Origin of the sequence: Ruixingdingia sedimenti, from assembly GCF_031432425.1 — a bacterium.
GTDB classification, from domain to species: Bacteria; Pseudomonadota; Alphaproteobacteria; order Rhodobacterales; family Rhodobacteraceae; genus Ruixingdingia; species Ruixingdingia sedimenti.
In genome coordinates this window covers 42,807-63,632 of the sequence record NZ_JAVKPH010000008.1, presented here as the reverse complement: position 1 = coordinate 63,632, position 20,826 = coordinate 42,807, and the positions used below count along the sequence as shown (strand labels likewise).

Genomic DNA, 20,826 nt, shown 5'->3' with positions numbered 1-20,826 from the left:
CAGCGCCCTTCCCCACTTTCTGTCCCAAAATATCCCCGCCGGAGGCCGCCGCCCGCGTCACCGGCACCACCCGCCGGATGGCGCGATGGATCCGCAGGCCGGGGCTCGCCCCGGGTTCGGCGCCCTACCGCATCAGCGTGGCCGACAGGCGGGCGGTCAGGGCCGGGGGGCGGCCGGGCGGGGTCTGGTCCAGCCGGGCGGTGGCAAAGCCGATGCGCGCGCCGGCGCGGGGCAGTTCGGCGGTCAGCACCATGTCCGCCTCGGCGGCGCTGCGCAGGAAATCCACCACCCCGTCCAGCGGCCGGAACCCCGCCCCCGTCGCACGGCCGAGACGGGCGAGCCCCTCGAACAGACAACCGGCGACATAGCCGCCATGCAGCGCGCCGCGCATGCGGTTGCCCAGGAACTGCGGCGCGGGCGGAATGCGCAGGACCAGCCGCCCGTCCTCCGCCACGCCCCCGGTATCCGCCCCCGCGCCGCACCAGAACGGGCGGCCCGGGGCCGGGGTTTCCACCGGATAGCGGCCGGGCGTTTCCGGGGGCGCGCATTGCGCGACCACGATCATCCGCAGCCGCGCCGCCGCGACCAGCGCCGCGCCGCCGGGCCCGTCGGCATGGATGCGCACCTCGGTCAGGACGGTGCGGTCGTCCGACCAGATCCGCGCGGCCTCGGCCACCAGACCGGCACCCGCAGGTGCGGGGCGGATCAGGTTCAGCCCCAGGCTGATGGTGGCGATCTGCGCGCGCCAGTCGAAAATCGCCGCCGCCACCTGCCCGCTGGCCGCATCGGCCAGCGTCGTCATCATCCCCGGCCCGATCGCGCCGTCGGGTCCAGCGATCCTGTCCGCCCAGGGCAGGTGCATCCGCGCATCTTCGGGGCGCGACTGGTCATAGCGCAGCCCGCACCATTCGCTGAAGCACAGCACGCCGCCGTAAAGGTCGTAGACGCGGGTGCGCAGCACCTCATGGCTGGCTGTCGGCACCTGTCTTGTCCCCTGTCCCGGCCTGCTGCACCGGCGGGTCGTCCAGACCGCCGCGGCCCTGCAAGAAGCCCCCGCGCACGAATTTCATGAAGGTGTCCACCACCCATTCCGGGATCGGCCGCGGCCCCTGCTGGTCCTTGGAATAGCGCAGGTACAGATAACTGCGCGCCGCCATCAGGATATAGGCCAGCACCTCCAGTTCCTCGGGGCGGTAGTCGGGCAGTTCGCCCCGTTTCCAGCTGCGTTCCAGCGACTGGATATAGCGGGCGCGCAACAGGTTGAAATGCTGTTCATAGGCGACGGGGGCGGCGACCTCGGCCTCGTTGAGGATGCGGAAGAAGGCGGGGTTTTCGCGCAGGAAGGCGAAGAAACCGCGAAAGCCCGCCTCCTCGACCTCCAGAATGTTGCGCGACCCGTGCACGTCCCGCGCCAGCCGGTCCAGCAATTCGCTGCCGATGGAGGGCAGAAGCTGATCGAACAGGTCCTGCTGGCTCTGGAAGTAGAGGTAGAAGGTGCCCTGCGCCAGCCCCGCGCGCTGCGTGATCCGCGCGATGGAGGCTTCGCGATAGCCGACCTCGCCCACCACCTCTGCCGCCGCCTGCATCAGCGCGCGGCGGTTCTCGGCCGATTTTTCGGCGCGGGTCTTGCGGGGTTTGCGCGGTGCTGCGGCCTTCATGCGTCTTTCCTCGCAACCGTTCCGCCGGGTGGCGGCACATTGCGGTGGACAAGGCACACCGATTCCGCAACCCCCCGCCGGGTCATGCCGGATCCCCGGCCAGTTGGGCACGCAGCAGGTATTTCTGGATCTTGCCCGATGCGGTGCGGGGCAAATCCTTGGCAATGATGATCTTTTCGGGATGCTTCTGGCGGGCGAGGCCCTGTGCGTCCAGAAAGGCGGACAGTTCGGCAAGGTCAAGGTTGCGGCCGTCCGTGACCAGAAAGGCACAGCCGGTTTCGCCAAGCCGGGGGTGGGGCATGGCGACCACCGCGGCCTCGCGGATCGCGGGATGGCGGTGCAGGGCATCCTCGATTTCCTTGGCCGACAGGTTCTCGCCGCCGCGGATGATCAGGTCCTTCTTGCGCCCGGTGATGGTGACGAAACCATCCGCGCTTACATGGCCCAGATCGCCGGTGCGAAAGAACCCCTCGGCGTCGAAGGCACCGGCATTGTCGGCAGGGTCGAGGTAGCCCGCCATCATCTCCGGCCCGCGGGTGACGATCTCGCCTTCCGCGCCGGGGGGCAGGGGGCGGCCCGCGTCGTCGACCACGCGGACCTCGTGGCCCACGATGCGCCCATCGGTTTCCGCCGCCGGCCCCGGATCCGCGCGCGAGGCGACGCCGAGCGTGACCGTCGGCGCCTCGGTCGAGCCGTAGACGCGGCAGGCGAGCAGATCGGGGAAGGCGGCCCAGGTGCGGCGGATCAGGTCGGGCGGCACCGGGGCGCCGCCGCAGGCAAAGATGCGCAGCCCCGGCAGGCGGCTGCCCGTATCCGCCGCGGCATCCAGCAGTTCGCGCAGGAAGGGCGTTGCGGCCAGCGTGAAGGTAGCCCCGCCCGCGTCGATGATCCGCACCGCGGCCCCGGCATCCCACCGTTCCATCAGGCGCGAGGCGACGCCATGGGTGAAAGGCAGCATCAGCCCATAAAGAAACCCCGTCACATGCGTCACCGGCGAGGGCATCAGCACCGCATCCCGCCCCGCCGCCAGCCCCCACCAGCGCACGGTATGGTCAAGATCGCAGTCGAGCGTGTTGGCCGGATGCACCACCCCCTTGGGATGGCCGGTGGTGCCGGATGTGTACATCAACAGCCACGGCGCCGCCGCATCGGTGGCGGGCGCGCCCTGCCATGGGGCATGGGCAAAGGGATCCTCGGCCCCGGGGTCGCGGATCAGCACCGCGGCGTCCAGCGTCGGGATTTCCGCCACCATCCGCGCGGCCAGTCCCGCATGGTCGAAGTTGCGGAAACTGCGCGGACACAGGAACAGACGCGCGCGCGAGGCGGTGAGGATGAACCGCACCTCGGCCTCGCGGTAGATCGGGATGATGGGCAGGCACACCAGCCCCAGCATCGAGGTGGCCAGCGCGATCGCCGCGGTTTCGTGCCAGTTGGGCAGCTGGAAGGCCAGCACATCCCCCCGCCGCATTCCCCGCGCCACCAGCCAGCCCGCCAGCGCCCGCGCCCTGGCATCCAGCGCCGCGTAACTGTAGGCGCCCAGATCGTCGGTGATGGCGATGGCCCCGGGTGTTTCCGCCAGCCGCAGGGCCAGCGATTGCGCCAAGCTCCGGTCGCGCCACTGGCCCGCCGCACGAAAGGCGGCGGCGGCATCGGGGTGGTGGCGGGGCCAGTCGAGCGGGGTCATGGCGGGCCTTACAGCGAAAGGTGGCGGTCGCGGATCGTCGGGTCGGCGTCGAATTCGGCCCAGGTGCCGGAAAAGGCGATCCGGCCGACGTTCAGCACCATGACATGTTCGGTGCAGGCGCGGGCGAAGTCCACATTCTGTTCGGCCAGCAGCAGCGCCATCTTCTCGCGCCGCCGGATCGCCTGGATCTCGTCGCCCATCGCATCGACGATCAGGGGCGCCAACCCCTCTGTCGGTTCGTCCAGCAGCAGGAACCGCGGCCGCGCCAGCACCGCGCGCGCCACCGCCGCCAGTTGCTGTTCGCCCCCCGACAGCTGGAACCCCTTGCGCCCGGCCAGCTTTTTCAGCAGCGGGAAGAATTCCAGCACTTCTTCGACGGAATAGGGCGTGCGCCCCTCGATCCGGGCATAGCCCGCCAGCGCGAGGTTTTCGGCCACCGTCAGATGGGGATAGATGCGCCGGTCCTCGGGCACCAGCGCAAGGCCCAATCGCGCGCGCTGATGCGGCAGCAGGGATGCGATGTCCTTGCCGTCGAACCGCACGCCGCCGCGCACCGTGGGGCCCGCGCCCATGATCGACTTCAGCAGGGTGGATTTGCCCATCCCGTTCAGCCCGACGATGGCGACGCCCGCGCCATCCTCCAGCCGCAGCGAGATGTCGTGCAGGATGTGGCTCTGGCCATAGAAGGCGTCGAGATTGGTCAGTTCAAGCATGGCCGCCCCTCTTGCCGAAATAGATCTCGTGCACCATCGGGTCGCGGCGGACCTCTGCCGGGTCGCCGCTGGCGATGATCTGGCCGTGGTTGAGCACCGTCAGCCGGGTGGCCAGATCGAACACCACCTCCATGTCGTGTTCGGTCAGCAGCAGCGTCAGCCCCTCTTCCGCGCGCAGGCGGTTGATCATCTCGACCACGGCGCGGCGGTCGTCGGGGGCCATGCCGGCGGTGGGTTCGTCCAGCATGATCAGCTTGGGGTGCAGCGACAGCGTCAGCAGCAGTTCCAGCCGCTTCTTGTCGCCATGCGACAGCACCGCCGCCCGGTCCTGCGCCCGCGCCGCAAGGCCGTAGGATTCCAGCCGCGCCATCGCCTCGTCCACCAGTTCGGGGGCGGGGCGCAGGCGCCACCAGCGGCCCTGGGGCGTGCCCGCGATCCGTTCACGGCATTCCAGCGCGAGGATGGCGTTGTTCAGCACCGTCTGGTCCGCGAACAGCCGCGCCACCTGGAAGGTGCGCCCGATGCCGCGGTGCACGCGCTGCCAGGCGTCCAGCCCGGTCACGTTTTCACCCGAATAATGCACGGTGCCCGATTGCGGGAACATCTCGCCCGACAGCACCTTGAACAGCGTCGTCTTGCCCGCGCCGTTCGGCCCGATGATCACATGGCTTTCGTTCGCCTGCACGGTGATGTCCACATCGGTCAGCACGCGCACGGACGGGTAGGCGAAGTTGATGCCCTTGGCTTCCAGAAGGTTGGTCATTCCGCGGCCCCCCGGCGGTCGGTGACGTATTTCTGCCGCAGCGCCGCCAGCGCCCCCAGAATGCCGCCCGGCATCGCCAGCACGACCACCAGCAGCGCGCCGCCCACCACCAGTTCGGCCATGCCGACCATGGTGCGGGTGGAATGTTCGAGCCCGGCAAAGACCACCGCCCCCACCGCCGGCCCCCAGAACCGCGCGCTGCCGCCCAGAAGGCAGAACAGGATGGGCAGCGCCGAATAGGACCAATGGGCGATCATCGGGGTGATGATCTGGCTCCACGGTGCCATCAGCGCGCCGGCCAGCGCCGTGACGGTGCCCGAGATCACGAAGGCATATTCGCGATAGCGCCGCACGTTGACGCCCAGAAAGCGCACCCGTTCCGGTTCCTGCCGGATGGCGGACAGGATGCGGCCGAGACTGCCGTGCCAGACCCACCACAGGCAGAAGATCAGCACGACCGAGGCGACAAGGATCAGGTAATAGTAATTGTCCCCCGCCGCCAGATTGATGCGGAACAGGCCGAAATCCAGCACCGGCCGGGCGATGCCGATCAGCCCGTCCTCGCGGCCGAGCGCGGTGGTCTTGCCGATGGCGGTATAGACCAATTGGCCGAGCGCCAGCGTCAGGATGGCGAAATAGATGCCACTGGCGCGGCGCAGCGCCACCAGCCCGATGACCCATGCCAGCACCGCCCCCACCGCACCGCCGAAGGCGAGCGTCAGGAAGAACGGCAGGTCCGGCGCCATGCGCGCCAGCCAGGCCGACGCATAGGCCCCGGCGGCAAAGAACGCCGCCTGACCGAAACTGACCAGCCCGGTCAGCCCGAAGATCAGGTTGAAGGCCAGCGCAAAGACGATCTGCGCCATGACGATGCCGGCCAGAAAGACCAGCCCCTTTTCCGCCCACAGGGGCAGGGTGGCAAAGACGGCCAGCGCCACGGCGATCAGCACCGGGCCCACCATGCCCGCGTTCCCGCCCGCCTGCGGAATGTTCGGTTTCGTCGTCATCTCAGCGAATCCCGCTCAGAAGGCCCTGAGGCCGGAAGAGGATGATCACCGCCACCGCGATGAAGAAGAAGATGCCGGGGAACTGCGGCACGAAGACCGTGCCGAAGGCGTCGATCAGCCCCAGAAGGATCGCCGCCAGAAAGGCGCCGCGCACATTGCCGATCCCGCCGACGATGATCACGCCGAAAGCCTGGATGATGTAGCTGCCGCCCATCATCGGCGACAGGCTCTGGTTCGGGGCCAGAAGCCCGCCCGCGAGCCCCGCCAGCGCGAACCCCGCCACCACCGCGGTGGTGAAGATCGCGTTCACGTTGATGCCGAGGATGCTGGCCATCCAGGGGTCGAGCGCCACCGACTTCATGATCTTGCCCGAGGCGGTGCGGTGCAGCCACCAGTCCAGCACCAGAAACACCGCCAGCCCCGCGCCGATCACGAACAGCGCATAGGAGGGCAGGAACAGGTCGCCCAGAAACAGCGCACCCCCCAGACCCTCGGGCGGGTAGACGCTTTCGAAGTTCGGGCCCCAGACGGATTTCACCGCGCCCTCGGACAAAAGCAGCACCGCATAGGTCGCGATCAGCGAATAGCTGTCGTCCACGCCCTTGAGCCGCTTGAACACCACCCGGTCGATGACGAACCCCATCCCCGCCACGGCGACGGCGCACAGCGCCGCGATGCCCAGAAAGGCCGCGATCCCCACGCTGCCGGTCAGCAGTTGCATGGCGGTGAAGGCCAGATAGGCCCCGATCATCACGAAGCCCCCGTGCGAGAAGTTCAGGATATGCAATATCCCGAAGATCAGCGTCAGGCCCGAGGCGACCAGGAACACCGCCATGGCCCAGACAAGGCCGTTGATGGCGATCAACAGGAAATCGGCCAGCATCAGCAGGCACCTCTTCGATGGCAACTGGATAAAGACGGGCGGACGGGCGCGGGGCCCGTCCGCCCGGGCGGTCGCTTACCAGGCCACCGGCGCGCCGGGGCTGGCGGGCTCGATCGTCTCGGCGCCGTCGATGACGCGGAAATCCACGACCTCGAACCCGTCCTCGTTCTGCGCGCTGCGCACGCGGTAGTTGATCACCGGCTTGATCGCCTGATGGTCCTCTGCCCGGATGGTGCGGGTGCCGGTCGCGGTTTCGAACGACAGCCCTTCCAGCGCGGGGATCAGCGCCTCCGCCGTGCCCGCCCCGTCCTTCGCCAGCGCGCCCGCATAGGCCATGACCGCGGCATGGCCTTCCGACAGGAACCCGTCGGGAAAGCGGATGCCGGTCTGTTCAAGGTACTTGGCATAGATCCGGTCGTTGATCTCGTTGCCCTTGAACGCGCCGTGATACCAGTGCGATCCGATCCACATGTCGGGCATTTCCGCCTTCATCGCGCGGGCGGCGATGAATTCGTTCGCCGAATCCACGATGGGCGCCTTGCGCTGGAAGAAGCCGTAGGGCTTGGCCTGCTGGAACATGGTGATCGCATCGCCGCCGTAGAGCGAGTTGAAGAAACCCACCCCCGGGTCGCGCATCGCCGAGGCGATGTAGTTGCGATAGTCGCTGCCGCCGTACTGGCACAGGATCGGGTCCGAGATGGAGGGCGTCTTGCCCGCGATCTCGGGGTAGTAGGTTTCGAGTCCGTGCTTGAAGCTGTCCCAGGTGGACCGGCCGTATTCGTGGTCGGGCACCAGCCCGCCCCATGCGGTCACGTCGCCGTTGAGTTCGGCCATCAGCTTGGCCTGCGCGCGCTGGCGCATGTAGGGGTTGTCGGTGACGCGGAAGTAATGGCGGTTGAAATCCTCGTGCGTCAGCCGGAGCGAATGCGCCGCCGCCGTCATCAGCAGGGCGTTTTCCTGTTGCAGGATGCCGCTGATGGCCAGCGCCACCGCGCTCGACACCGTGCCGAGCAGCATGACGCAGCCCTCGCCGATCAGTTCGCGCGCGGCGACGGTGCCCGCGTCGGGGCGGCCCTTGCTGTCGCGCACCAGCAGTTCGATCTGCCGGCCGTTGATGCCACCCGCGGCGTTGATTTCCGCCACCGCATATTCCGCCCCCGCCAGCATCGGCCGGCCGAGCATTTCCGACGGGCCGCTGAGCGCCGTCACCATGCCCATCTTGTAGGGCGCCGATTGCGCGCGCGCATACATCGGCAGGCCGAGCGCGCCGGCCGCCACGCTGGCGCCCAGCATCTTCATCACATTGCGTCTGTTGGTCTGAACCATGTTCTCCTCCACTGTGTTCAGAAGGGTTGAATGTCAGGCGTCTTGCTGCGCCCTTTCCCGCAAGCGGTTCTTGAGGATCTTGCCCGTGGGATTGCGGGGCAGGTCGGGAACGAACACCCACCGGCGCGGCACCTTGTAGTCGGCGATCCGCGCGGCGGCGAAGGCTTGCAGATCGGCGGGCGCGGGCGGCGGGTCGCCCTGGGGCACGACGAAGGCGCACAGATCCTCGCCCAGCCGGTCGTGGGGGATGGCGACGACCGCGACCTCTTTCACGCCGGGATGTTCGAAGATGGCGTTTTCCACCTCCATCGAGGTGATGTTGTAGCCGCCGCGGATGATCACGTCCTTGCCGCGGTCCATGTAGAACAGGTACCCGTCCGCATCCCGCTGGCCCAGATCGCCGGTCCAGAGCCAGCCGTCGCGGAAGGTTTCGGCCGTCGCCTCGGGCCGGTTGTAGTAGCCGCGGCTGACGGCGGGGCCGCGCATCGCGATCTCGCCCATCTCGCCCGGGGCGGCCTCGGACCCGTCGGGGCGCAGGACGCGCACGTCGCACATCGGCATCGGGGTACCGAGCGAGCCGAGCTTGCGCAGCGCATCCCGCCCCGCAAGGAAGGTGCCCGAGGGCCCCGCCTCGGTCAGCCCGTAGGTCTGGCGCAGTTCGACCTGCGGAAAGGTATCGGCCAGCCGCCGGATGACCTCGCGCGCCATCGGGGCGCCGCCGTAGTCGAAGACGCGCATCGCCGACAGGTCGTGCTGCGCGGGATCGTAGGCATCCAGCATGAAGATATAGACCGCAGGCACCGCGCAATAGACGGTCGTGCGTTCGCGCGTCATCCGCGCCAGCGTCGCCGGCAGGTCCACCCCCGGTTCCACCACCATCGTCGCACCCGCCCACCAGGCGGCCATGATGTTGAAATGAAAGCCCGAAGAGGTGAACAGGGGAAACGGGCTCTGATACGTGTCCTGCGGCCCCAGATCGAGGCCCCCGGCAATCGCCGCACCCGTCGCCACCGCATTGCCATGCGTCAGCATCACCCCCTTGGACCGCCCGGTGGTGCCCGATGTCAGCAGGATGTCGGCCAGGTCGTCGGACCCGAGCACCGGAAAACCCCCGCGCGCGGGCTGGCCGGTGGCGTAGATCGCACCCCAGTCGCCGCCCGGCCCCACCGCGATCCGCCGGGGGCCGAAACGTTCGCCCCCTGCGTCCAGCGCGGCGACGGTTTCGGCGAAAGCCGCCTCATGCACGATGGCGCGGCAATCCATGTCCTCGACCGCCGCGCGCAGTTCCGGCAGCGCGAAACGGGTGTTGAGCGGCACCACCACCGCGCCGAGGCGCATCGCCCCCCAGGCGATGACGATATATTCCGCCGCCGCACTGTTGTTCATCAGGATCGCCAGATGATCCCCGCGCCGCAGGCCCCAGCCGCGCAGCGCATCCGCCGCCTTGTCGATGGCGAAGGCCAGCGCGGCATGGCTCAGCCGCGCCTCGCCCCCCATGGCGCTGGCGGCGATCAGCGCCAGCTTGTTGGGGTAGAGCCGCGCGTTGCGCGCCAGCAGGTCGAACGGCGTGCGCCATCTGACCCCGGGCGGCAGGGGGTGGGCGGGCAGCGTCATTGCAATTGCCCCGCCTCTGGCAAGGCATTGCCGCCGAAGGCGGAATAGCCGCCATCCACCGCCAGCGTGACGCCGGTGACATAGCTGGCGGCGGGCGAACACAGGAACTGGATCGCCGCCGAAATCTCTGCCGGCTGGCCGAACCGGCCAAGGGGGGTGCGGCGCAGGATGCCCTCTGTGCCGATGCGGCCGCGCGACAGCAGCCCCTCGACCATGGGCGTGTCGATATAGCCCGGCGCGATGGCGTTCACCCGGATGCCATGGCCGCCCCATTCGGCGGCCAGCCCCCGCGTCATCATCGCCAGCCCCGCCTTGGCCGCCGAATAGGCGTTGCGCCCCGGCAGGCCCACCAGCCCGGCGATCGAGGACAGGTTGACGATCACCCCCGAACGCGCCGCGGTCATCGCCCGGCCGCATTCGCGCGCCATCAGGTAGCTGCCGCGCAGCGACACATCCAGAACGCGCTGCCAGCGGTCGATATCCTGGTCCAGCGTCGGCTTCATCTCGTCGGCGATGCCGGCGCAGTTGACCAGATAGTCGATCCGCCCCCATTCGCCCGCGACCCGCGCCACCAGCGCCTTTACCACCGCCTCGTCCGTCACGTCGCCGGGCAGGGGCATGGCCCCGATTTCCGCCGCCACGGCCTGAACCTTCGCCGGGTCGAGGTCGTTCACCGCAACCCGTGCCCCCGCCGCCGCGAAATCGCGCGCGCATTGCAGGCCGATGCCGCTGGCCGCGCCGGTGATCACCGCCACCCGGCCGCCGAAATCGAATCTGACCCCCGTGTCTTCCGCCATGTCGCTCCTCCCCAGTCGCTTGCGGAAATTCCTGCCGTGCCTAGCCCTTGGGCAGCCCCATCCAGTTGACGATGTTGTTGCGCTGGATCGCGGCCGAACCGCCGATGATCGGCATCAGCAGGCTGTCGCGGACATACCGCTCGACGTCGAAATCCTTGGCATAGCCGTAGGCGCCGAAGATGGTCTGCGCATCCAGCGCGATCTTCTTGCCCATCTCGCACAGGTGCAGTTTCGTCATCGAGGTTTCCAGCCGGCAGGGCCGCCCTTCCTGCGCCAGCCAGGCGGCATGCGCCATCATCAGCCGGCAGCCGTGCAGCGCGGTGCGCATGTCGGCCAGCAGGTGGCGGATCGACTGGTTCGCCGCGATGATCCGGCCGAACTGCCTGCGTTCCTGCACATATTCCCAGGCGTCGTCATAGGCCGCCGAGGCGAGGCCGAGCGCGATCGCCGCCACCTCCAGCTTTTCCACGTCGAGGCCGGAGCCCACGACATAATCCCAGCCCCGGTTCCAGCCCGCCTCGCCGCCCATCAGGTTCGCCACCGGCACCCGTACATCGGTGAAGGCCACGTCGGTCGTCGGCGCGCCCTTCATTCCCATGCAGTCGATGGGGGTGATCGACACACCCGGCGCGGTCGGCGGGATCAGCACGAACGACAGGTTGCGATAGCGCGCATCCGCAGGCCCCGTGCGCACCAGCGTATAGATGTAGTCGCAGATCCCCGCGCCGGAACAGAACCGCTTGGACCCGTTGATGACCAGTTCGTCCCCGTCGCGCACGCAGGTCGTCTTGACCGAGGCGACATCGGCGCCCACGTCGGGTTCCGTCCAGCCATAGGCGAACAGCAGTTCGCCCGCCGCGACCCTGGGCAGAAGATCGCGCTTCTGTTCCTCGGACGCGCATTCCTGAAGGTTCATGCCGGCGTAGCAGGCGCTCATGATATAGGGCACGGCGACGGCCAGCGAGCGGCGGGCGAGTTCCTCGATCACCACCATGGTGGCGGGAATGTCGCGCCCGGCGCCGCCATAGTCCTCTTCCACCGTCAGGCCCATCATGCCGAGGCCCGCCAGTTTCGCGAACACGTCGCGGGGGAAATGGTTTTCCTTGTCCCACTTGCGCGCCAGTTCGCGGGGCATCTCGGCCTCCACGAACCTGCGCACGGTGTCGCGGACCATGGTGATATGTTCGGGTTCGTCGAAATTCATCACCCGCCCCTCAACGCCCGGTGAACCGGGGTTCGCGCTTTTCGCGGAAGGCGTTCACCGCCTCCTGATGGTCGGCGGTCCTGTTCGACAGCGCCTCCATCGACAGCGAGGCGTCCATGATCGAATGCGCCAGCTGCTTGAGCCCGATGTTGACCGACATCTTGGACCAGCGGATCGCCTTCTTGGCGCCCGATTGCAGACGGGCGACGAAGGCGTCGACGGCGGCATCCAGTTCCTCGGGCGCGACGGCGTGGTTGATCAGGCCCATTTCCGCGGCCTTGGCGGCAGGGATCGCATCGCCCGTCATCAGATATTCCTTGGCGCGGGCATAGCCGATCAGCTGCGGCCAGATCACCGCCCCGCCATCGCCCGCCACGAAGCCGACCGACACATGCGGGTCAGAGATCCTGGCCTTTTCCGACGCGAAGATCACATCGCAGAACAGCGCCAGCGTGGCCCCCAGACCGGCGGCATGGCCGTTGACCTTGGCGACGATGGGCTTTTCGCAGTCGAGCATGGAAAAGACGATGCGGCGGCCCTCGGCGGCGGTCTTGTCGAACGCGCCTTCCTCGTCGATCATCTTCTGCATCCACTCGATGTCGCCGCCGGCCGAGAACGCCCGCCCCTCGCCGGTCAGCACGATCACATCCACCGCCGGATCCAGCGCCGCATCGGTAAAGACCTGCGCCAGTTCCTCGTGCATGCGTTCGTTCACGGCGTTGAGCTTTTCGGGCCGCGCCATCGTGATCGTCAGCACGCGGTCGCGGTTCTCGATGCGCAGCTCGCGGTAGGCTTCGTAGGCCATGTGATGCTTTCTCCTCGTCCCGGTGGCGGGCTTCCTCCTGCCCTGCCTTGCCGCCAGTCAGCACAGGTTCCGGCCTTCGGTCAACAAAAAAATGAACCATGGTTCAGTGTTCATTGTTTTGACGTCGGAGGCGGGCAGGGCGCTGCATCGGCGGCCCGTCCATCCAACGACGGGTATCTGCCTTTCGTCAACTGAAATTTTATTTCATTCAACGAAATGTGCTGGACGCAAATTTTCTCTTGCCAGAGCCCGCCCCGCCACACCTATAATGAAACCATGCTTCATTCAATGAAATGAACAGCGGGGGAACATGCAAACCACTTCGGTACTGATCGGCGGGGCATGGGTGCCTGCCGCGCGCAGCGTGCCCAACCTGAACCCGGCCCGGCCGGATGAGGTGATCGGCGAATACGGCTGGTGCGACGCGGCGCAGGCCGCCGCCGCCATCGACGCCGCCCGCGCCGCCCTGCCCGCCTGGTCGGCCACGCTGCCCGACACCCGCGCCGCCATTCTGCGCCGCGTGGCGCAGGAGCTTTCCGCCCGGGCAGAGGACCTCGGCCGGCTTCTGTCGCGCGAAGAGGGCAAGACCCTGCCCGAAGGGATCGGCGAAATCCGCCGCGCCGCCGCCGTGATCGACTATTTCGCGGGCGAGGCGTTCCGCACCGCGGGCCATCACCTGCCCGGCCTGCGCGAGGGGTTCGAGGTCGTGGTGACGCGCGCGCCGGTGGGCGTGGTGGCGGCGATCACGCCGTGGAACTTTCCCATGGTCGTCCCGGCGTGGAAATGCGCCGCCGCCATCGTCTACGGCAACACGGTGGTGCTGAAACCCTCGGAATACACGCCCGCATGCGCGTGGGAACTGGCCGACATCTTTCACCGCGCGGGCCTGCCGGGCGGGGTGCTGAACCTTGTCGGCGGCGATGGGCGCGCGGTCGGGCCGGCGCTGATCGCCGGTGCGGATGCCATCAGCTTTACCGGCGCGGGGCCGACGGGGCGGGTGATCATGGCGCAGGCCGCGCCGCTGATGAAAAAGGTGCAGCTGGAACTGGGCGGCAAGAACCCCCTTGTGGTGGCCGCGGATGCCGATCTGGACCTTGCGGTGCAGGTGGCGCTGGACGGCGCGTTCTTTGCCAGCGGGCAACGCTGCACCGCCTCGTCCCGGCTGGTGGTCGAGGCGCCGGTCCACGACGCCTTTGTCGAGCGGCTGACGGCGGCGGTGGCGGGCCTGAAACCGGGCGATCCGCTGCTGCCCGAAATCCGGATCGGCCCCGTTGCCAATGCGGTGCAGCGCGACAAGGTGCTGGACTATATCGCCATCGGCCGCGCCGAGGGGGCCGAAGTCGCCACCGGCGGCCATGCGGTCGAAACCAACACTGGCGGCTATTTCGTCGCACCCACGCTGTTCACCCGCGCGCACAACGCCATGCGCATCTGCCGCGAGGAAATCTTCGGCCCCGTCGCCGCGGTGATTCGCGCCGACGACCTCGACCATGCCTTCGCCATCGCCAACGACACCGAATTCGGCCTGTCGAGCGGCATCGTCACCCGCAGCCTTGCCGCCGCGACGGCCTTTCGCCGCATCTCCAAGGCCGGGATGGTGATGGTCAACGCCCCCACCGCGGGGGTGGATTTCCATGTGCCCTTCGGCGGGCGCGACGGATCGGGCTTCGGCGGCGGCGAACAGGGCCTCGCCGCGATCCAGTTCTTTACCGAAACCCGCACCCATTACATCAACCCCGGCCGCCCCTGACGCCGGGAAGGGAGGAACCATGTCGAGGAAAATCGCCTTCATCGGCCTTGGCGCGATGGGCCAGCCGATGGCCGCCAACATCCTGCGCAAGGGCACGGAACTGGTGGTGTTCGACACGAATCCGGCGCGGATGGAGCCGCTGCGCGATCTGGGCGCGACGCTCGCCGCATCGGTGGCAGAGGCGGCGGAGGGCGCGCAGATCGTCATCACCATGCTGCCCGCCACGCCGCATGTCGAACAGGTGATCCTGGGCGAGGGCGGCGTGGCCGATGTCATCGCGCCGGGCGGGATCGTCATGGACATGTCGACCATCGCCCCCACCGGCACCGACCGCATCGCCGCCGCCTGCGCGGCGCGGGGGCTGGTGTTCATCGATGCGCCGGTGGGGCGGCTGGTGATCCACGCGCAGCGGGGCGAATCGCTGTTCATGGTGGGCGGCGAGAACGATCAGGCTTTCGAGGCCGTGCGCCCGCTGCTGGACAAGATGGGCACCACCATCCACCGCTGCGGCCCCACCGGCAGCGGGATCCGCACCAAGCTGGTGAACAACTTCATGATCCTGTCCATCGCCCAGATCACGGCAGAGGGGCTGACGCTGGCGGCGAAACTGGGGCTCGACATCGCCATGCTGAAAGAGGTGAACGCCGGCACCTCGGGCACCAACGGGCAGTTCCAGTTCAACTTCGCCACCAAGGTGCTGGCGGGCGACACCACGCCCGGCTTCACCATCGACCTTGCGCACAAGGACCTGACGCTGGCGCTGGAGGCCGCGAATGCGGTGCGCATCGGCCTTCCAGCGGGGGCGGCGGCGCATGCGGTTCTGGGGCAGGCGCGCGCGGGCGACTATGCGGGCAAGGATTTCACCGCGCTGCTGGATTATGCGGCGGATCTTGCCGGGGTAGCGCCGATCCGGCTGGAGCAAGGGGCATGAGCGATCTGGTCGCCGACACCGGCCGCCGCCTGTTCGGGGCGCATGCCGAGGCGCTGCGCGCCGCCGCCCCCCCGCAGGCCGACGCCACCGCCCCCTTCCCCGCCGCGCTGTGGGCCGACATCGAGGCCGCCGGCCTGCCCCTTGCGCTGCTGTCAGAGGATCAGGGCGGCTTCGGGCTGGATGCGGCAGAGGCGTTGCAACTGGTCCAGATCGCCGCCGCCCATGCCGCGCCGGTGCCGCTGGCGGAAACCATGCTGGCCAACTGGCTGCTGGCCGCGGCGGGGCTGGACCCGGCAGAGGGGCCGGCGGCGGTGGTGTCCGGCCTGACGCTGGCGGGCGGGCGGGTCACGGGGAAGGCGCCGCGCGTGCCCTGGGGCCGGGATGCGGCGGTGGTGGTGGCGCTGGCGGGCGACCGGCTGATGCGGCTGACCACCGGCTGGCAGGTGGACGAAAGCCACAACATCGCCGCCGAACCGCGCGACACCCTGACCTTCGACACCCCCGCCGACACGCAGGCCGCGGCGCCGGTCAGCGCCGATACCCTGCACGCGCTGATGGCCATGCTGCGCGCACAGGCGCTGGCGGGGGCACTGGATGCGGCGCTGAACCGGACGGTGGCCTATGCCAACGAACGGATGCAGTTCGGCCGCGCCATCGGCAAGTTCCAGGCGATCCAGCAATCGCTGGCCGTGATGGCGACCGAAGTCGCCGCCGCCCGCGCCGGGGCGGGGATGGCCGCCGCCGCCCTGCCCCTTGCCCGCAGCGACGCCCGCGCCTTCACCATGGCCGCCGCGGCGGCGAAACTGCGCGCGGGCGAGGCCGCGGGCATCGCCGCCGGGATCGCGCATCAGGTGCATGGCGCGATCGGCTTCACCGCCGAATATCCGCTGCACCCGCTGACCCGGCGCCTCTGGGCCTGGCGCGACGAATGCGGGTCCGAAAGCCAGTGGGCCGGGATCTTGGGCGATCTGGCCTGCACCCTTGGCCCCCGGGGTTTCTGGCCCTTCCTCACCGGAACGGAGGCCGCATGAGCCTGCTGACTTTCCCCGCCCCGCCCGACGACGCCACCTTCCCCGCGCTGCGGGCAGAGGTGCGGGCGTTCCTTTCGGAAACGCTCGGCCCCGGTTATCCCGCCGCCGAACGCGCGCGGTCCTGGAACGGGCACGACCCGGATTTCAGCCGCAAGCTCGGCCAGCGCGGATGGCTGGGCATGACCCTGCCGCGCGCCTATGGCGGGCACGGGCGCAGCGCCATCGAACGCTATGTGGTGATCGAGGAACTGCTGGCCGCCGGCGCGCCGGTCGCCGCGCACTGGATCGCGGACCGCCAGTCCGCCCCCCTGATCCTGCACCACGGCACCGAGGACCAGCGCCGCACCATCCTGCCCCGGATCGCGGCGGGCGAATGCTATTTCTGCATCGGCATGTCCGAACCCGACAGCGGGTCGGACCTTGCGGCGGTACGCACCCGCGCCCTGCCCGAACCGGGCGGGTTCCGGGTGAACGGCACCAAACTGTGGACCACCTATGCGCACAAGGCGCATTACATGATCCTGTTCTGCCGCACCGACCGTTCCGACGACCGCCACGGCGGCACCAGCCAGTTGCTGGTGGACCTGACGACGCCGGGCATCAGCATCCGCCCGATCCTCGACATCGCGGGCGAACATCACTTCAACGAGGTCGCGTTCGACAACGTGTTCCTGCCCGAAACCGCGGTTCTGGGCGCGTTGGGGCAGGGCTGGACGCAGGTCATGGGGGAACTGGCGTTCGAACGGTCGGGGCCCGACCGTTTCCTGTCGTCCTTCGCGCTGGTGAACGAACTGCTGCGCGTTCTGGGCACCGCGCCCGATCTGGCGGCGCGGCGGGCGGTGGGGCGGCTGTCGGCGCATCTGATGGTGCTGCGGCAGATGTCGCAATCCGTCGCAGGCATGTTGTCGCGGGGCGAAAACCCCGCGCTTCAGGCCACCATCGTCAAGGATCTGGGCACGACGCTGGAACAGCAGATCCCCGAAATCGCCCGCAGCCTGATAGAGGCCGAACCGATACCCGGCAGCGCCGATCCCTTTGCCGCCACGCTTGCGCGGACCCTGCTTGCCGCCCCAAGCTTTTCCCTGCGCGGCGGCACCCGCGAAATCCTGCGCGGCATCATTGCCCGCGGCCTTGGGCTGCGTTGAACGGAAAGGACCAACATGACCCTAGTTCTGACGGAAATGGATGGCGAAGGCATCGTCACGCTGACGCTCAACGACCCCGGCTCGCGCAATGCGATTTCCGACCTGCCCATGGTCGAGGCGATCCTGGCCGCGCTGGCCGCGGCAGAGGCCGACCCGGCGGCCCGCGTGATCGTGCTGACGGGAACCGGCAGCGCGTTTTCCTCTGGCGGGAACATCAAGAAGATGGGCGAAAGCGGCGGGCTGAACGACCCGCTGCCCGCGCGCACCCGGCAGAACTACCGCGCCGGCATCCAGCGCATCCCGCTGGCGATGGAGGCGATGGAACTGCCCGTGGTCGCCGCGGTCAACGGCCCGGCGGTGGGCGCGGGGTGCGACCTGACGCTGATGTGCGACGTGCGCATCGCGGGGGAATCGGCGCGCTTTGCCGAAAGCTTCGTCAGGCTCGGCATCATTCCGGGCGATGGCGGGGCGTGGCTGCTGCCCCGGGTGGTGGGCTTTTCCAAAGCCTGCGAGATGGCCCTGACCGGCGAGATGATCGACGCGGCAGAGGCGTTGCGGATCGGCCTCGTGTCGCGCGTGGTGCCGGATGCCGACCTGCTGGAAACCGCCCGCGACGTGGCGCGCAAGATCGCGGCGAACCCCACCCATGCGGTGCGGATGACCAAGCGCATCCTGCGGCAGGCGGGGCAGATGCGGCTGGATCAGGCGCTGGAACTGTCGGCGGCCTATCAGGCGCTGGCCCATGCCACCGCCGACCACAAGGAATCCGTCGCCGCCATGCTGGAACGCCGCCCCGCGCAACTGACCGGCAGATGACGCACCCGCGCGCGCCCGGACGGCGGTCAGAGCCCGCCGTCGCGAAACGCCGCCGCCAGTTCGGCGGCGGCGGCGCGCAATTGCGGCAGGTAGGTTTCGCGCGCCATGTCCTGCGTCACCGCCTGCCGCAGCATCATGATGTTGAGCGCGCCGTAAAGCCGCCCGCCGGCCATCACCGGCACCGCCATCGCCCACAGGGTGCCGCCGTATTCCCGTTCGCTATAGCCGTCATCCATCACCGCAAAACCCTGTTCGCGGATCCCGGCCAGCATGCGGTCCAGCACCCCGTCGGCGGGCAGGGGGTCGCCCTCTGCGCTTGCGCGCAGTTGCGCGAGGATCTCTGCCCGTTCCGTATCGGGGCAATGCGCCAGATAGGCCTTGCCGATCGAGGTCTGGGGGATCGGCGCGCGGAACCCGGGGCGGCGGTTGAACGACAGCGGCCCCGGTTCGCGCGAGGTGCCGACGACGATCATCGCATCGCCATCGCGCACCGCGATGTCGGAGGGCCAGCCCACCGCCTGCCGAAACCGCGCCATCACCGGCCCCGCCAGTTGCGCCGCCTTCTGGTGCAGGTCGAACCCCGCGCTCAGTTGCAGCACCCGGCCCGTGACCTGATAGCCGGCCGGATGCTGCGCGACATAGCCCGCGTGGATCAGCGTTTCCAGCATCCGCACGATGGTGGCCTTGTCGATCCCCGTGGCCTGGTGCAGCGCCTTGACGCTGGCGGGTTGCAGCGCGTTCACCTGGCGCAGGATCTCCAGCCCGCGCAGGGCGGCGGCGACGGGTTGATAGGACGGCATGGTCGTGCTTTCTCGGATGGGCGGGTGATGCGGCCCATCCTATCGCTGAAATACGGTTTCGACCACTGAAATATCGCAGGAGCCCCGCATGCCCCCCACCCCGCCCGCCGCCGCACTTTCCGGCATCCGCGTTCTCGACCTCAGCCGCGTACTGGCCGGCCCCTGGGCGGCGCAGATTCTGGGCGATCTGGGGGCAGAGGTGATCAAGGTCGAACAGCCCGGCCGGGGCGACGATACCCGCGCCTGGGGCCCGCCCTTCATCGCGGCGGGCGAGGGGCCGGGGCAGCTTTTCACCGGCTATTACCTCGCCTGCAACCGCAACAAGCAGGCGGTGGCCATCGACATGTCCCGCCCCGAGGGCGCCGGGCTGATCCGGCGGCTGGCGGCGGAAAGCGATGTGGTGATCGAGAATTTCAAGGTCGGGGGGCTGGCGAAATACGGGCTCGACTATGACAGCCTGCGGCAGGTGAACCCGCGGCTCGTCTACTGTTCCGTCACCGGTTTCGGCCAGGACGGCCCCTATGCGCCGCGCGGGGGGTATGATTTCCTGATCCAGGCGCTCGGCGGGTTGATGAGCGTCACCGGCCCGGACGGGGGCGAGCCTACCAAGGTCGGCGTGCCGGTGGTCGACATCTTCACCGGGCTTTATGCCACCATCGCCATCCAGGCCGCGCTGCGCCACCGCGACCGGACCGGCGAGGGCCAGCATATCGACTGCGCGCTGCTGGACACGGCGATCACCATCCTCGCCAATCAGGGGACGAACTACCTGATCGGCGGCACGGTGCCGCGGCCGATGGGCAACGCGCATCCCAATGTCGTGCCCTACCGCCCGTTCGAGGTCGCCGACGGCCATGTCGTCGTCGCGGTGGGCAATGACGGCCAGTTCCAGGCGCTGTGCCGGATGCTGGGGCGCGACGACATCGCCGCCGATCCCCGCTTTGCCGACAACCGGGGGCGGGTGGAAAACCGCGTGGCGCTGGAATCGCTGCTGGCGGCCGATCTCGCCCCCCGGCCGCGCGCAGAGGTGCTGGCGGCGATGCTGTCCTTCGGCGTGCCCGGCGGGCCGATCAACACCGTTGCGCAGGCGTTCGAGGATCCGCAGGTCATTGCGCGCGGCATGTTGGAACGCCACGTCACCGCCGCGGGCACCGAACTGCCGCTTACCCGCTTTCCCGCCGTGCTGTCGGCCACGCCCGCGCAGATCCGCCGCCTGCCCCCCGGCCTTGGCGCGGATACCGACGCGGTTCTCGGCGGGCTGGCGGGGCTGGACGCGGCGGCGCTGGCGGCGCTACGCGACCGGGGCGTGATCGGCTGATCAGCCGCCCACCCCGCGGCTGGACGACGCACCGAAGCCGCCGCGCGACTGCGCCGTGGCCTTGGTCATCGGCGCCTTGCCCACGGTCGCAGCGGGTTTCTGGAACTCTGCCGCCGAAAGCTTGCCCTTGCCGTTGTTGGACGCATAGGTCCCCGTGCCCGCCGCATTGCTGTAGCGCCCGTCGGCGGTCTTGTAGAGCGGCTGCGCCGCCGCCGCGCCGCGGGCGTTGCCCAGCATGCTGCCGATCAGATAGCCCATCATCATCGGCATGAAGATCGACCCCGACCCGCCGCTGACCGCCTGCTGTTCGCTGCCGCAGTTGCCGGGGCCGTGGATTTCCTCGCACACCTGCTGGCTGTCATAGCGCGGGGCGGATTCGACATGCAGCGCCTGCGCCTCGGCAAAGGCGGTGTCGCATTCGGCGGGCGAAAAAAGCCCGCCCTGGTTCGCCGCCGCCTTGCAGCTTGTCAGATCGGGGAAGGCCTCTGCCTCGACCTTTTCCTCGACGCAGCCGGCAAGGGTGAAGGCGGCGGCGCCAAGGATGGCGAGGGCGACATGCGAGGAACGTTTCTTCATCTTCG

The 20,826-nt window shown here is 69.0% G+C and carries 20 protein-coding genes; 6 read left to right on the top strand and 14 right to left on the bottom strand.

Translation table 11 applies throughout. The annotated features are described in order from the left end of the window. Positions 1–124: 124 nt before the first annotated feature. From RGD00_RS09260 to RGD00_RS09205, 12 genes are all read right to left on the bottom strand, one after another. Positions 125–982 carry a PaaI family thioesterase gene (locus RGD00_RS09260; protein ID WP_310457037.1) on the bottom strand — a complete coding sequence of 286 codons (858 nt, stop codon included), beginning with the start codon at positions 980–982 and terminating at the stop codon, positions 125–127. Beyond that, positions 963–1,658, bottom strand: coding sequence for a TetR/AcrR family transcriptional regulator (locus RGD00_RS09255; protein WP_310457036.1), 696 nt, complete (start codon positions 1,656–1,658; stop codon positions 963–965). Before RGD00_RS09255 ends, RGD00_RS09260 begins: the two co-directional genes overlap by 20 nt. A gap of 82 nt (positions 1,659–1,740) precedes the next feature. Further along, positions 1,741–3,342, bottom strand: a complete 1,602-nt coding sequence (locus RGD00_RS09250; protein ID WP_310457035.1) for an AMP-binding protein — start codon at positions 3,340–3,342, stop codon at positions 1,741–1,743. 8 nt (positions 3,343–3,350) lie between these two features. Then, a complete protein-coding gene (locus RGD00_RS09245; RefSeq protein WP_310457034.1) occupies positions 3,351–4,055 on the bottom strand; it encodes an ABC transporter ATP-binding protein in 705 nt (234 codons plus the stop codon). Beyond that, a complete protein-coding gene (locus RGD00_RS09240; RefSeq protein ID WP_310457033.1) occupies positions 4,048–4,818 on the bottom strand; it encodes an ABC transporter ATP-binding protein in 771 nt (256 codons plus the stop codon). Before RGD00_RS09240 ends, RGD00_RS09245 begins: the two co-directional genes overlap by 8 nt. Then, positions 4,815–5,825: a branched-chain amino acid ABC transporter permease gene (locus RGD00_RS09235; protein ID WP_310457032.1), complete on the bottom strand. Its 1,011-nt coding sequence runs from the start codon at positions 5,823–5,825 to the stop codon at positions 4,815–4,817. Before RGD00_RS09235 ends, RGD00_RS09240 begins: the two co-directional genes overlap by 4 nt. Position 5,826: 1 nt before the next feature. After that, on the bottom strand, positions 5,827–6,708 hold the full coding sequence (locus RGD00_RS09230; protein ID WP_310457031.1) for a branched-chain amino acid ABC transporter permease: 882 nt from the start codon (positions 6,706–6,708) through the stop codon (positions 5,827–5,829). Between the two features lie 75 nt (positions 6,709–6,783). After that, on the bottom strand, positions 6,784–8,034 hold the full coding sequence (locus tag RGD00_RS09225; RefSeq protein ID WP_310457030.1) for an ABC transporter substrate-binding protein: 1,251 nt from the start codon (positions 8,032–8,034) through the stop codon (positions 6,784–6,786). Positions 8,035–8,067: 33 nt separating this feature from the next. Further along, positions 8,068–9,648, bottom strand: coding sequence for a class I adenylate-forming enzyme family protein (locus tag RGD00_RS09220; protein ID WP_310457029.1), 1,581 nt, complete (start codon positions 9,646–9,648; stop codon positions 8,068–8,070). Continuing rightward, complete coding sequence (locus tag RGD00_RS09215) at positions 9,645–10,445, bottom strand: SDR family NAD(P)-dependent oxidoreductase (RefSeq protein WP_310457028.1); 801 nt, start codon at positions 10,443–10,445, stop codon at positions 9,645–9,647. The genes RGD00_RS09220 and RGD00_RS09215 overlap by 4 nt, the downstream gene beginning before the upstream one ends. 40 nt (positions 10,446–10,485) lie before the next feature. Then, complete coding sequence (locus RGD00_RS09210) at positions 10,486–11,649, bottom strand: acyl-CoA dehydrogenase family protein (protein WP_310457027.1); 1,164 nt, start codon at positions 11,647–11,649, stop codon at positions 10,486–10,488. A 10-nt stretch (positions 11,650–11,659) separates the two neighbouring features. Then, positions 11,660–12,454 (bottom strand): enoyl-CoA hydratase/isomerase family protein, encoded by a 795-nt coding sequence (locus RGD00_RS09205; RefSeq protein ID WP_310457026.1) that lies wholly within the window; start codon positions 12,452–12,454, stop codon positions 11,660–11,662. Positions 12,455–12,764: 310 nt separating this feature from the next. Between RGD00_RS09205 and RGD00_RS09200 the strand changes: the two genes are divergently transcribed. From RGD00_RS09200 to RGD00_RS09180, 5 genes are read left to right on the top strand one after another with little or no spacing between them, the layout of a single operon-like run. Next, positions 12,765–14,204 (top strand): aldehyde dehydrogenase family protein, encoded by a 1,440-nt coding sequence (locus RGD00_RS09200; RefSeq protein ID WP_310457025.1) that lies wholly within the window; start codon positions 12,765–12,767, stop codon positions 14,202–14,204. A 19-nt stretch (positions 14,205–14,223) separates the two neighbouring features. Next, a complete protein-coding gene (locus RGD00_RS09195; protein WP_310457024.1) occupies positions 14,224–15,135 on the top strand; it encodes an NAD(P)-dependent oxidoreductase in 912 nt (303 codons plus the stop codon). Continuing rightward, positions 15,132–16,166, top strand: a complete 1,035-nt coding sequence (locus RGD00_RS09190) for an acyl-CoA dehydrogenase family protein (protein WP_310457023.1) — start codon at positions 15,132–15,134, stop codon at positions 16,164–16,166. Before RGD00_RS09195 ends, RGD00_RS09190 begins: the two co-directional genes overlap by 4 nt. Continuing rightward, positions 16,163–17,311, top strand: a complete 1,149-nt coding sequence (locus tag RGD00_RS09185) for an acyl-CoA dehydrogenase family protein (RefSeq protein WP_310457022.1) — start codon at positions 16,163–16,165, stop codon at positions 17,309–17,311. Before RGD00_RS09190 ends, RGD00_RS09185 begins: the two co-directional genes overlap by 4 nt. A 15-nt stretch (positions 17,312–17,326) precedes the next feature. Then, the gene (locus tag RGD00_RS09180; RefSeq protein ID WP_310457021.1) at positions 17,327–18,127 is read left to right on the top strand and encodes a crotonase/enoyl-CoA hydratase family protein; all 801 of its coding nucleotides are present in this window, start codon (positions 17,327–17,329) and stop codon (positions 18,125–18,127) included. Positions 18,128–18,153: 26 nt separating this feature from the next. On the opposite strand, the gene RGD00_RS09175 is transcribed toward RGD00_RS09180, so the two are convergent. Next, positions 18,154–18,927, bottom strand: a complete 774-nt coding sequence (locus RGD00_RS09175; RefSeq protein ID WP_310457020.1) for an IclR family transcriptional regulator domain-containing protein — start codon at positions 18,925–18,927, stop codon at positions 18,154–18,156. A gap of 88 nt (positions 18,928–19,015) precedes the next feature. On the opposite strand from RGD00_RS09175, the gene RGD00_RS09170 reads away from it, so the two are divergent. Continuing rightward, positions 19,016–20,245 (top strand): CaiB/BaiF CoA transferase family protein, encoded by a 1,230-nt coding sequence (locus tag RGD00_RS09170; RefSeq protein ID WP_310457019.1) that lies wholly within the window; start codon positions 19,016–19,018, stop codon positions 20,243–20,245. Here the strand turns inward: RGD00_RS09170 and RGD00_RS09165 are convergent, their stop codons facing one another. Then, on the bottom strand, positions 20,246–20,821 hold the full coding sequence (locus tag RGD00_RS09165; protein WP_310457018.1) for a DUF1190 domain-containing protein: 576 nt from the start codon (positions 20,819–20,821) through the stop codon (positions 20,246–20,248). Positions 20,822–20,826 lie beyond the last annotated feature (5 nt).

Excerpts from the sequence above, each read along its gene's own strand:
- RGD00_RS09255 (WP_310457036.1), bottom strand. The coding sequence starts at position 1,658 with ATGAAGGCCGCAGCACCGCGCAAACCCCGCAAGACCCGCGCCGAAAAA.
- RGD00_RS09250 (WP_310457035.1), bottom strand. The coding sequence starts at position 3,342 with ATGACCCCGCTCGACTGGCCCCGCCACCACCCCGATGCCGCCGCCGCC.
- RGD00_RS09245 (WP_310457034.1), bottom strand. The coding sequence starts at position 4,055 with ATGCTTGAACTGACCAATCTCGACGCCTTCTATGGCCAGAGCCACATC.
- RGD00_RS09240 (WP_310457033.1), bottom strand. The coding sequence starts at position 4,818 with ATGACCAACCTTCTGGAAGCCAAGGGCATCAACTTCGCCTACCCGTCC.
- RGD00_RS09235 (WP_310457032.1), bottom strand. The coding sequence starts at position 5,825 with ATGACGACGAAACCGAACATTCCGCAGGCGGGCGGGAACGCGGGCATG.
- RGD00_RS09230 (WP_310457031.1), bottom strand. The coding sequence starts at position 6,708 with ATGCTGGCCGATTTCCTGTTGATCGCCATCAACGGCCTTGTCTGGGCC.
- RGD00_RS09225 (WP_310457030.1), bottom strand. The coding sequence starts at position 8,034 with ATGGTTCAGACCAACAGACGCAATGTGATGAAGATGCTGGGCGCCAGC.
- RGD00_RS09220 (WP_310457029.1), bottom strand. The coding sequence starts at position 9,648 with ATGACGCTGCCCGCCCACCCCCTGCCGCCCGGGGTCAGATGGCGCACG.
- RGD00_RS09215 (WP_310457028.1), bottom strand. The coding sequence starts at position 10,445 with ATGGCGGAAGACACGGGGGTCAGATTCGATTTCGGCGGCCGGGTGGCG.
- RGD00_RS09210 (WP_310457027.1), bottom strand. The coding sequence starts at position 11,649 with ATGAATTTCGACGAACCCGAACATATCACCATGGTCCGCGACACCGTG.
- RGD00_RS09205 (WP_310457026.1), bottom strand. The coding sequence starts at position 12,454 with ATGGCCTACGAAGCCTACCGCGAGCTGCGCATCGAGAACCGCGACCGC.
- RGD00_RS09200 (WP_310457025.1), top strand. The coding sequence starts at position 12,765 with ATGCAAACCACTTCGGTACTGATCGGCGGGGCATGGGTGCCTGCCGCG.
- RGD00_RS09195 (WP_310457024.1), top strand. The coding sequence starts at position 14,224 with ATGTCGAGGAAAATCGCCTTCATCGGCCTTGGCGCGATGGGCCAGCCG.
- RGD00_RS09190 (WP_310457023.1), top strand. The coding sequence starts at position 15,132 with ATGAGCGATCTGGTCGCCGACACCGGCCGCCGCCTGTTCGGGGCGCAT.
- RGD00_RS09185 (WP_310457022.1), top strand. The coding sequence starts at position 16,163 with ATGAGCCTGCTGACTTTCCCCGCCCCGCCCGACGACGCCACCTTCCCC.
- RGD00_RS09180 (WP_310457021.1), top strand. The coding sequence starts at position 17,327 with ATGACCCTAGTTCTGACGGAAATGGATGGCGAAGGCATCGTCACGCTG.
- RGD00_RS09175 (WP_310457020.1), bottom strand. The coding sequence starts at position 18,927 with ATGCCGTCCTATCAACCCGTCGCCGCCGCCCTGCGCGGGCTGGAGATC.
- RGD00_RS09170 (WP_310457019.1), top strand. The coding sequence starts at position 19,016 with ATGCCCCCCACCCCGCCCGCCGCCGCACTTTCCGGCATCCGCGTTCTC.
- RGD00_RS09165 (WP_310457018.1), bottom strand. The coding sequence starts at position 20,821 with ATGAAGAAACGTTCCTCGCATGTCGCCCTCGCCATCCTTGGCGCCGCC.